Annotated in this window: 9 protein-coding genes; 6 read left to right on the top strand and 3 right to left on the bottom strand. The window is 73.3% G+C overall.

All coding sequences use genetic code 11. The annotated features are described in order from the left end of the window. The first annotated feature begins 8 nt into the window (after positions 1-8). The 4 genes from AC0AIB_RS15760 (at position 9) to AC0AIB_RS15775 (ending at position 2,787) form a co-directional block, all read left to right on the top strand. Positions 9-545: a PadR family transcriptional regulator gene (locus tag AC0AIB_RS15760; protein WP_328341012.1), complete on the top strand. Its 537-nt coding sequence runs from the start codon at positions 9-11 to the stop codon at positions 543-545. Next, positions 542-1,267, top strand: a complete 726-nt coding sequence (locus AC0AIB_RS15765) for an ABC transporter ATP-binding protein (protein WP_328341010.1) — start codon at positions 542-544, stop codon at positions 1,265-1,267. The genes AC0AIB_RS15760 and AC0AIB_RS15765 overlap by 4 nt, the downstream gene beginning before the upstream one ends. Beyond that, positions 1,264-2,457, top strand: coding sequence for an FtsX-like permease family protein (locus tag AC0AIB_RS15770; protein WP_465096954.1), 1,194 nt, complete (start codon positions 1,264-1,266; stop codon positions 2,455-2,457). Before AC0AIB_RS15765 ends, AC0AIB_RS15770 begins: the two co-directional genes overlap by 4 nt. A 108-nt stretch (positions 2,458-2,565) precedes the next feature. Further along, on the top strand, positions 2,566-2,787 hold the full coding sequence (locus AC0AIB_RS15775) for a hypothetical protein (RefSeq protein ID WP_465096955.1): 222 nt from the start codon (positions 2,566-2,568) through the stop codon (positions 2,785-2,787). A 4-nt stretch (positions 2,788-2,791) separates the two neighbouring features. Here AC0AIB_RS15775 and AC0AIB_RS15780 read toward each other — a convergent pair whose 3' ends face one another. Together AC0AIB_RS15780 and AC0AIB_RS15785 are read right to left on the bottom strand one after the other, a co-directional pair. After that, on the bottom strand, positions 2,792-2,992 hold the full coding sequence (locus AC0AIB_RS15780; RefSeq protein WP_328341006.1) for a hypothetical protein: 201 nt from the start codon (positions 2,990-2,992) through the stop codon (positions 2,792-2,794). Positions 2,993-3,003: 11 nt separating this feature from the next. Further along, complete coding sequence (locus AC0AIB_RS15785) at positions 3,004-5,100, bottom strand: S9 family peptidase (RefSeq protein ID WP_328341003.1); 2,097 nt, start codon at positions 5,098-5,100, stop codon at positions 3,004-3,006. 74 nt (positions 5,101-5,174) lie between these two features. On the opposite strand from AC0AIB_RS15785, the gene AC0AIB_RS15790 reads away from it, so the two are divergent. After that, entirely contained in the window at positions 5,175-6,611 is a 1,437-nt protein-coding gene (locus AC0AIB_RS15790) for an FAD-binding oxidoreductase (protein WP_442930590.1), read from the top strand. A gap of 11 nt (positions 6,612-6,622) precedes the next feature. Here AC0AIB_RS15790 and AC0AIB_RS15795 read toward each other — a convergent pair whose 3' ends face one another. Beyond that, on the bottom strand, positions 6,623-8,677 hold the full coding sequence (locus AC0AIB_RS15795; protein ID WP_328340999.1) for a SpoIIE family protein phosphatase: 2,055 nt from the start codon (positions 8,675-8,677) through the stop codon (positions 6,623-6,625). A 311-nt stretch (positions 8,678-8,988) separates the two neighbouring features. Between AC0AIB_RS15795 and AC0AIB_RS15800 the strand changes: the two genes are divergently transcribed. Next, the coding region (locus AC0AIB_RS15800) for a HAMP domain-containing protein (RefSeq protein WP_465096956.1) at positions 8,989-11,044 on the top strand (2,056 nt) is incomplete at its 3' end.

Below are 11,044 nucleotides of genomic sequence, written 5' to 3' on the forward strand. Positions count from 1 at the left end.
TTGTCCGGGTGTCCACCTCGCACGTGCTGCTCGGGTTGCTGGCCGCCGGCAACCGGCACGGCTACGAGCTGAAGCGGGCCCACGACACCCGGCTGCCCCGGGCCAAGCCGCTCGCCTTCGGGCAGGTCTACGCCACCCTGGGCCGGCTGGAACGGGACGGCCTGGTGGTCGCCGCCGGTCAGGAGCGCGAGGCCGGCCCTGACCGGACCGCCTACGCGCTCACCGACCAGGGCCGGGCCGCGCTCGCCGGCTGGCTCGCCGCCGTCGAGCCACCCATGCCGTACGTGACAAGCGCACTCTTCACCAAGGTCGCGGTGGCGTTGCTGGTCGCCGACCCGGACTCGGCCCGCTCCTACCTGGTCGCCCAGGCGCGGGCGCACACCGACCGGCTGCGCGAACTCACCGCCGTCAAGACGGCACCCTCGGCCACCCTCGACGACGTCGTCGCCGTCGACTACGCCGTCGCCCACCTCGACGCCGACCTGAGGTGGCTGCGTACCACCCTGGCCCGCGTCGCCGACTGGCACCGGGAGGTGCACTCGTGAGCGGACTCCAGGCACGCGGCGTGGTCCGGGCGTACGGCCCGACACCTGCCCTGCGCGGCGTCACCCTCGACATCGCCGAAGGGGAGATCGTCGCCGTGACCGGCCCCAGCGGCTGCGGCAAGTCCACCCTGCTGCACTGCCTCGCCGGGATCCTGCGCCCGGACGAGGGTGAGGTGCACTGGCGGGGGAAGCGGATCGACACCTGGCCCGAGGCGGCGCGGTCCCGGCTGCGCCGTACCGAGTTCGGGGTGTTGTTCCAGTTCGGTCAGCTCGTCGCCGAGCTGACCGCGGTGGAGAACGTCGCCCTGCCCCTGCTCCTCGCCGGCACGGGGCGGCGAGGAGCAGGGCAGGCGGCGCGCGACTGGCTGGACCGGCTCGGCGTCGCCCACCTCGCCGACGTGCGCCCCGGCGCGATGTCCGGCGGGCAGCAGCAGCGCTGCGCCATGGCCCGCGCCCTGGTCACCGGCCCCCGGGTGCTCTTCGCCGACGAGCCGACCGGCGCGCTCGACACGCTCAGCGGCGAGGAGGTCCTCACCCAGCTCGTCCGGTTCGCCCGCGAGCAGGGCACCGCCATCGTCCTGGTCACCCACGAACCCCGGATCGCCGCGTACGCCGACCGGGAGGTGATGCTCCGCGACGGTGTCGTCGACCCGACCGGGCTCGGCCTGGACGAACCGCTCGTCCCGGTCGCGTCGGCCGGCCCCGGCACGGACAGCCGGTGAGGCCGGTCGTCGCGCTGCGGCTCGCCCTGGCCGGCAACCGCACGGACACCGCCCGGGTCGTCCTCACCGCGCTCAGTGCCGCCCTGGCCAGCCTCGCCGGGCTGGCCGCGCTCACCGTGCTGGCCATCCCGACCCCACCCGGAGAGCGGGGCAGCAACAACTCCGAGCAGTACGCCAACGCGCTGCTCCGCGAGCCGGGCCTGCGCGGCGGGACGGCGGTCGCGTTGCTGCTGCTCGCCGTCCCGGTGCTCGCCCTGGCCGGGCAGTGCGTGCGCCTCGGCGCCCCGGCCCGCGACCGGCGACTCGCCGGCTTCCGGCTGGCCGGGGCCACCCCCGGGCAGGTGACCGGTCTGGTCGCCCTTGAGGCCGGGCTGGCCAGCCTGCTCGGCACCCTCGTCGGGCTGGTGACCTACCTGGCCGGCCGGGTGCTGCTGCACCGACCCGACGCACACGGGCGGCTGCCCCTGCCCACCGACGTGCTCCCGTCGCCGCCGGTGATCGGTGCGGTCGTGCTCGGGCTGCCGGTGCTGGCCGCGCTGGTCGGTGTCGTCCTGCTGCGCGGGGTCACCACCACCCCGTTCGGCACGATCCGTCGGACCCGCGAGGAGGCCCCTGGCCCGTGGGTAGCGGTGCTGGTCGTCATCGGCATCGTCGCCTTTGCCTCCTTCGCTCCGGTGCTCGACTGGTACGCCGACCGGCACCGGCAACCACCGTTCCTGCTGCCACTGTTGCTGCTGGGGGGCGGTGCCGTCGCCATGGTGGTGGGCGTGGTGGCGAGCACCGGCTGGTTCTCGTACGCGGCGGGTCGACTACTGCACCGGTACGCCCACCGGCCTGCCACGCTGCTGGCCTCCCGCCGTTTGATCACCGATCCGTGGGCCGGCAGCCGCACCTTCGCCGCGTTGTTGACCGCAGTGCTTGTGGGTGCCGGCGCGGCCGGGCTGCGGGCATCCTTCCAGGCCGCCATCGAGGTGGGTCGGCTCACCAGTGAGCGGCCGAACTCCAACGGCGCCTTCTACCTGCGCAGCATGGACCTGGTGGACCTCGCGGTCGGGGTGGCGGTGGCGATTGCCGCCGGTGGCCTCGTCGTCGCCCTGGTCGACGGGATCGTCGCCCGGCGGCGGACATACGCCGCGCTGGTCGCCGGCGGGGTGCCCCGGGCCACCATCGGCCGAGCCGTCGTCTGGTAGGCGTTCGCTCCGGCGATCCCGGCGATCGGCCTTGCCCTGGTTGTCGGTTTCCTGCTCAGTCAGCTCTTCGGCGGCGGCCGTGCGGCAACCGGTGGCGGTCACTCCACCATGGTCTGCGACGGCACCCCCGCGCTCTGCGCCGATCCGGCCACCAGGGCGCAGCACCTGCGGCTGACGTGGGTGCCGGAGGTGAGCGTCGCGCCGGATGTACCGGTGGCGCAGCTGGCCTGGGTCGGTGCCAGCGCCCTCGCGGCGGTGCTGGTCACCGTGGCTGTCGCTCTGCTCTTTCTGCGGGCCAGCACCGAACTGGACGAACTGCGCGTCGGCTGACCGGTCAGCGGGGGTGGAACAGGCCCGTCGACCAGGACAGCAGCAGACCGACCAGGGCGGAGCAGCAGCAGACCAGCAGGGCGGCGGCGACCACGCCGAGGATCAGCCAGGTCGGCCCGCGCCGCGCCGCCGAGCGCACCGGCTCCGGTGGTACGTCGGGGCCGGGCGGCTCCTCGTCCGCCCGGCCGTCGTCGGTGCTGGTCATCGTGCCGAGGCTCAGGCCCGGCCCAGCCGGTCGAGGATCCAGGCGTTGACGAACGCCTCCTCGCGCCAGGCGTCGTACCGGCCGCTCGGGCCGCCGTGGCCGGCACCCATCTCGGTCTTGAGCAGGTAGTCGCCCTGTGGGGCCACCGCGCGCAGCCGGGCGATCCACTTGGCCGGCTCGTGGTAGAGCACCCGGGTGTCGTTGAGGCTGGTCACCGCCAGGATCGCCGGATAGTCGGCGGCGGTGACGTTCTCGTACGGGGTGTACGACTTCATGTACGCGTACACCTCGGGGTCGGCGAGCGGGTTGCCCCACTCCTCCCACTCGGTGACCGTCAACGGCAGCGACGGGTCGAGGATCGAGGTGAGCGCGTCCACGAAGGGCACCTGCGCGACGATCCCGGTGAACGCGTCCGGGGCGAGGTTGGCCACCGCGCCCATCAGCAGGCCACCGGCCGAGGCACCCCGGGCGACCAGCCTGTCGCTCGCCGTCCAGCCGGCCTTGACCAGGTGCCGTGCACAGGCCACGAAGTCGGTGAAGGTGTTCTTCTTGGCCAGCAGCTTGCCCTCGTCGTACCAGCGGCGGCCCAGCTCGCCACCGCCCCGGATGTGTGCGACGGCGAAGACGACGCCCCGGTCGAGCAGGCTGAGCCGGGCGATGGAGAACCACGGGTCCATGCTGGCCTCGTACGAGCCGTAACCGTAGATGACGGCGGGGGCGGAGCCGTCGCGCGGGGTGTCCCGGTGGCAGACCAGCGAGATCGGCACCCGGGTGCCGTCGTCGGCGAGGGCCCACTCGCGGTGCTGCTCGTAGTCGTCCGGGTCGTACGCGCGGCCGTCCGGCCCGGGGAGCACCGGCTTGCGGCGGCGCAGCGTCAGCTCCCGGGTGACCAGGTCGTAGTCGTAGACGGAGTCGGGGGTGACCAGCGAGGTGTAGCGGAACCGGAGCTGCCGGGTGCGGTACTCCGGGTTGGCGTCCAGCCCGACGCTGTGGATCGGCTCGGGGAACTCGATGTCGTGGCCGTCGCCGCCGCCGACCGGGAGCACCCGCAGGCCGGTCAGGCCGTTGGTGCGCAGCGAGACGACCAGATGGTCGGCGAACGCGTCGACCGACTCCAGCCGGGTGCCGGGGGTGTGCTCGATAAGCGGCACCCAGTCGCCGGGGGCGTCCGCCGAGGTGTACGCCAGTGCGAAGTCCTCCGCGCCGTCGTTGTGCAGGATCAGGAACCGGTGGCCGTGGTGCTCGACGCTGTATTCCACGCCCTGCCGACGGGGGGCGATCACCGCCGGCTCGCCTGTCGGGTTGTCGGCGGGGATCACCCGTACCTCGCTGGTGACCTTGCTGGTGCTGTCGATCAGCACGAACCGCTCGGAGCGGGTCAGCTCGACGCCCACCCAGAACCGCTCGTCGTCCTCCAGGTGCACCACCACGTCCTCGCCCGACGGGGTGCCGACGGTGTGCCGCCACACCCGGTTCGGCCGCCACGCCTCGTCGACGGTGACGTAGAACAGCACGCTGGCGTCGGCCGACCAGGCGGTGCCGTAGAAGGTGTCGGGCACCTCGTCGTCGAGCAGCTCGCCGGTGCTCAGGTCCTTGATCCGCAGGGTGAAGCGTTCGTCGCCGGAGAAGTCCGTCGAGTAGGCCAGCCAGCGCCCGTCGGGGCTGACGTCGAACGCGCCGAGGGAGAAGAAGTCGTGCCCCTCGGCGAGCTGGTTGCCGTCGAGCAGCACCTCCTCGCCGTCGAGCGGGGCGCCGTCCACGCTGACCGGGGGCGCGGTCTCGCCGTCGCGGACCGGGCGGCGGCAGTGCACGCCGTACTGCTGGCCCTCGACCGTGCGGGTGTAGTACCAGTGGCCGCCCTTGCGGGTGGGCACCGACAGGTCGGTCTCCTGGGTGCGTTGCCGGGTCTCGGCGAACAGCGTGCCGCGCAGTGCCTCCAGGTGGGCGGTGCGCGCCTCGGTGTAGGCGTTCTCGGCGGTGAGGTGGGCGATGGTCGCCGGGTCGTCCTTGGCGGCCAGCCAGGCGTACTCGTCGACGACTGTGTCGCCGTGGTGGGTGCGCTCCGCGGGGACCTGTCGGGCGACGGGCGGGGTGGTCTCGGTGGTCACGCCGCCACGTTACCGGCCCGTCGCGCTCCGCGGCGCGGCCGAACCACCACCCACCTCTTTAGAACATGTGTACGATGAATGCCATGTCGACGGGAGCGGGTTCGATCGGTGCAGCGGAGATCACCCGGCGGTTGGCCGGGATCTGTGGTCCCTCCTTCGCCCGGTTGGCGGGCGCGGCCGACGAGGTCGCCGGCCGGCTCGCCCGCTGGGTGGCCGTCCCCGGCGGGCCGGTGGCGGCGGCCGAGGTGCTGCGGCTCGCCGCCCGGCACGATCTGTCGGTGGTGCCCCGGGGCGCCGGCACGAAGATCGACTGGGGTGCCGTGCCGGCCCGGGTCGACATCATGCTCGACACCGGTCGGCTCGCCGGGGTCGGTCATCAGCCGGCGGCCTCCCCGGTGGTCGAGGTGGGTGCCGGCACCCCGCTGCGGGCCGTGCAGGCCACCCTGGGACGCGTCGGCCGCCGGCTGGCCCTCGATCCGCCGTCGCCCGGGGCCACCCTCGGTGGGGTGCTCGCCGCCGACGAGTCCGGCCCGCTGCGGCACCGGCACGGCACCGCCTGCGAGCAACTTGTCGGCCTGCGCTGGCTGAACGCCGACGGTGAAGTGGTCAGCGCCGGCCGCAGCGCCGCCGAGCTGGCCGGGGGAGCCGCGCCGGCCGGCCTCGACATGGGCCGGCTGCTCTGCGGCTCGCAGGGCGGGCTGGGGGTGCTCGTCTCGGCGACGCTGCGGGCACAGGCGGTGCCGGCGAGCCGGGCCTGGGTGTCCCGGCCGGTGCGGACCCCGTCGGAGGCGCGCGACCTGGTCCGGGCGGTGCTCGCCGCCGACCTCGACCCGGCTGCCGTCGAGCTGGACCTGCCGGTCGCCGGGTACCCGCCGCGTCCGGTCGCCGCCCCGGCGGCGGGTGCGACGCCGGGTCCGGCCGGTCGACCGATGTCCGCCGCGGAGGCGGCGGCCCGCGCCAACCATCCCGCGATGGCCGGCCGCCGGGCCGATCCGTCGCCCGCCCAGGACAACGCCGGTGAGCTGGCGATCCTGCTGGAGGGTGACCGGTCCGAGGTGGCCGAGCGGGCCGATCGCCTGCTGGCCCTGCTCGACGGTGCGGCGAGCGTCACCGACCAGCCGCCACCGTGGTGGCGGCGCTATCCGTTCGCCCCGGGGGATACCGCGCTGCGGGTCGAGGCACCCGCCACCGACCTGCACGCCGCCGTCTACGCACTGCGGGACGCCGCCGGTGTTCCGCTCCCGGTGCGCGGCTCCGCCGGTCTGGGCGTGGTGCACGCCGCGCTGCCCGGGTCGTTCCCGGTCGACCGGGTGGCCGGCATCCTCGCCGCCGTCCGCGGGGTGCTTGTCGCCCGCCGGGGCCGGTGCGTGGTGGTCGCCGCGCCCCCGGAGGTACGCCAGGCGGTCGACGTGTGGGGTGCGGCGGCGGTGATCCCCCGGCTGCGGGAGGCGAAGGACCACCTCGACCCGCACCGCCGGCTCGCCCCCGGCCGCCTCCCCGGCGGCCTCTGACCGTTACCCGTTCAGAGGGCGTCGTTGCGGAGCACCAGGATGGCGATGTCGTCGCGGGGCGACTCGACCGAGAAGTTGATCGCGGTGGCCCGTAGCCGCGCCGCGACCACATCCGCGGAGTAACCCGCCAGGGGCGCGGCGGCCTCCCGGAACCGTTCGGTGCCGAAGAGTTCCCGGCCGCGCCGCCGCTCCGTCACCCCGTCGGTATAGAAGATCAGCGCGTCGCCCGGTGCGAGCGGGATCTCCGCCGACGGCGAGGTGATCGAGTCGAGCAGGCCGAGCGCGGTACCCCCGATCCCAACGAAGCTCGCCCCGCCGGCACCGTGCAACAGGACCGGCCGGTCGTGCCCGGCCAGGTGCAGCGAGACGTCGAGCCGGCCGCCGTCGCCCGGCCCGACCGCCGCCAGGGCGAGCGTGCAGTATCGCCCCCCACCCCGTTCGACGAGCGTGTCGTTGAGCCGGGCCAACGCCTCGGGCAGCGGCTTGCCGTCCCCGACCAGCACCCGGATCACGTCGCGGACCAGCCCGGTCACCGCCGCCGCCTGCACCCCCTTGCCGGACACGTCGCCGATCACCACCAGCCAGCGGCCGTCCGGCAGTGGCACCACGTCGTAGAAGTCGCCGCCGACCTCGGCCTCGTCACCGGTCGGGACGTACTCGGCGGCGAAGCCGACGCCCTCGACGACCGGGAGCACGGGCGGCAGCAGCGACTGCTGGAGGGTCTGCGCCACCCGACGTCGTTCGGCATGGATCCGGGCGTTCTCGATGGCGAGGCCGGCCCGCCGCGCCACGTCCTCCAACACCGCCACCTCGTCCGGGTCGTGCCGGTGCCGCTGGTGCCGGCCCACGGCCAGGGTGCCGAGCTTCTGGCTGCGGGCGACCAGCGGGACGGCGAAGCCCTCCATCGGCCCACCGAGCGGCACCTGCGACCCGATGCGCGACGCCTCGCGCAGCCGCGTCTGGACCGAGTCCGGGCCGGTCTCCTGGAGCACCTTGTGCAGTTGGGGCAGGACCGACTCGTCGGCGTGGCTGGACGCGGCAAGCTTGAGCCGGCCCCATTCGTCGGTGGTGTGCACCGCACACCACTGGCCGAGCCGGGGCACCACCAACTGCGGGATCAGGGCCATCGTCAGGTCGACGTCGAGCGACTGGGCGAGCAGTTCGCTCGCTTCGGCGAGGAAGGTCAGCCAGGCCGAGCGGCGGACGTTCGCGCGGCGCAGCCGGTCGTTCTCCAGGTGCAGCGAGAGCCGTTCGGCGGCGAGGACGGCCAACGGCCGGGCGTACGCCGAGGGCGCCGCGTCCAGTTCCAGCTCTCCCGCGTACGGCCGGTGCACCACCAGCGGCACCCGTAACAGTTCGTTACCGGGGCGGGGCTGGCGGCCGTAGCGGGCCAACACCTGCGGGCCCTCTCCCTCGCCCCGGTCCAGCCGGATCACCCCGCCGGCCGCACCCACCATGTCGGCGACCCTGGTGAGCAGGCCGGTGGCGAACTCGGGCAGCGGCTCGTCGGCGTACGGGTCGGGGCTGGTCTGGGTCAGTTCGCTCATCGCGGCGGCGCTCGGCGCGGTGGTCGCCGGGTCGCTGTCGGACCGGCCGGGCGGCGGGTGCGGCCCGTCGCCGTGGTCGCCGTCGCGGTCCAGCCGGAACCAGACGCCCTTGCCGGTGGGCAGGTAGGTGGTGCCCCAGCGGCTGGCGAAGTGGTCGACAAGCAGCAATCCCCGCCCCCGGGCGGAGACCTCGCCTATCTGGTCGGTGTCGTTGCGGATGCCGACCACCAGCTCGTCGACCGGCCCGGAGGCGAAGTCGGAGACCGTGACGGTCAGGCCGATCTGGTCGGCGACGACCTCGATGTCCAGCTCGGTGCGGGCGTGCTCGACGGCGTTGGTGGACAGCTCGGTGGTGAGCAGCAGCGCCTCGTTGAGCAGTTCGTCGAGGTCGGCCTCGGCGAGCACCGAGCGGACCACCGCGCGGGCGGCGGCCGGGGTACGCCGGTCAGCGGGCAGCCGTACGCGCCGGACGTGTTCGTCCCGTCCCCTGTCCGTCCCGGCCCCCGACTCCGCTGACACCCCCGTATCCTCTAACGCCACCGGCCGGGTGCCAAGCCGCACCACGGACCGTCACACCCGCCGTGCCCGTCGACCCGTCGGTGTCACACCTCCGCCTCACCCCAGGCGGGGCCCGGCGGCGGCGAACGGTCGCTGCCCACGGGTCCGTAGCCGACCTGATCCGACGGGTCGGCGCGCGGCCGGTCACCGCCTTCCCGTGGGCAGGGGAGACGCCGGGCACGTCGCATCCGCTGCCCGGTGAAGACGCGGGCACAATGAGGGGAAGCCGGCGTGTCGGCACGCCGGGAGCCCTCCGAGCTGAGCGAGGAACGATGACCGCGAAACAGTCGGTGACAGCGGACGTGTCCGCTTCCGAGCATGACGCGCTCCTCGGTGAGCTGTCGGAGGCGCTGCGGCGGGTCGGCCGGGGCGACTTCAAGGTACGGCTGCCCCGGCGCGCGGGCGCGGCCGGTGAGGTGGCGGACGCCTTCAACGAGGTGGTGTCGCTCCAGGAGCGGCAGCACCTGGACCTGCGCCGGATCAGCCGGGTGGTCGGCCGGGACGGCCGGCTGACCGAACGCCTCGACGAGGAGGGCCTGGACGGCTCCTGGGCGGAGGGCCAGCGGGCGGTCAACTCGCTCATCGACGACCTGGGCCGACCGACCACCGAGATCGCCCGCGTGATCATGGCGGTGGCCGACGGCGACCTCTCCCAGCACATGGCGCTTGAGATCGACGACCGTCCGCTGCGCGGTGAGTACCTGCGGATCGGCCGGACGGTCAACACGATGGTCGGGCAGCTCTCGTCGTTCTCCAACGAGGTGACCCGGGTGGCCCGTGAAGTGGGCACCGAGGGCAAGTTGGGCGGTCAGGCGGACGTCCGGGGCGTCGCCGGCACCTGGAAGGATCTCACCGACTCGGTGAACACCATGGCGTCGAACCTGACCGGCCAGGTGCGGTCGATCTCCCAGGTGGCGACGGCGGTGGCCCGGGGCGACCTGTCGCAGAAGATCACCGTCGGGGCGCGCGGCGAGGTCGCCGAGCTGGCCGACACGATGAACTCGCTCACCGACACGCTGCGGCTCTTCGCCGAGCAGGTGACCCGGGTGGCCCGTGAGGTGGGCACCGAGGGCAAGCTCGGTGGGCAGGCCCAGGTGCCGAACGTCGCGGGCACCTGGAAGGACCTCACCGACAGCGTCAACTCGATGGCGTCGAACCTGACCTCCCAGGTACGGAACATCGCTCAGGTCTCCACGGCGGTGGCCCGCGGTGACCTGAGCCAGAAGATCACCGTTGCGGCCCAGGGCGAGATCCTGGAGCTGAAGGACACAGTGAACACGATGGTGGACCAGCTCTCGTCGTTTGCCGACGAGGTGACCCGGGTGGCCCGCGAGGTCGGCATCGAGGGCAAGCTCGGCGGTCAGGCCCAGGTACGCGGGGTCTCCGGCACCTGGCGGGACCTGACGGAGAACGTCAACCAGCTCGCCGGCAACCTGACCAGTCAGGTGCGGAACATCTCCCAGGTCTCCACGGCGGTGGCCAAGGGTGACCTGTCGCAGAAGATCACGGTGGACGCGCAGGGTGAGATCCTGGAGCTGAAGAACACCGTGAACACGATGGTGGACCAGCTCTCGTCGTTTGCCGACGAGGTGACCCGGGTGGCCCGTGAGGTGGGCACCGAGGGCAAGCTCGGTGGTCAGGCGCAGGTCAAGGGCGTGAGTGGCACCTGGCGGGACCTGACCGACAACGTGAACTCGATGGCGTCGAACCTGACCTCCCAGGTGCGCAACATCGCCTCGGTGACCACGGCGGTGGCCAAGGGCGACCTCGGCCAGAAGATCACCGTGGACGCCCGGGGTGAGATCCTGGAGCTGAAGTCCACGGTGAACACGATGGTGGACCAGCTCTCGTCGTTTGCCGACGAGGTGACCCGGGTGGCGCGTGAGGTGGGCACCGAGGGGAAGCTCGGTGGTCAGGCCCAGGTACGCGGGGTCGCCGGCACCTGGCGGGACCTCACCGACAACGTGAACTCGATGGCGTCCAACCTGACCTCGCAGGTGCGGAACATCGCGCAGGTCTCCACGGCGGTGGCCAAGGGTGACCTGTCGCAGAAGATCACGGTGGACGCGCAGGGTGAGATCCTGGAGCTGAAGAACACTGTCAACACGATGGTGGACCAGCTCAGCTCGTTTGCCGACGAGGTGACCCGGGTGGCGCGTGAGGTGGGCACCGAGGGCAAGCTCGGTGGTCAGGCCCAGGTGAAGGGCGTGAGTGGCACCTGGCGGGACCTGACCGACAACGTGAACTCGATGGCGTCGAACCTGACCTCCCAGGTGCGCAACATCGCCTCGGTGACCACGGCGGTGGCCAAGGGCGACCTCGGCCAGA

The sequence above is a fragment of the Micromonospora sp. DSM 43699 genome (genome assembly GCF_055517075.1).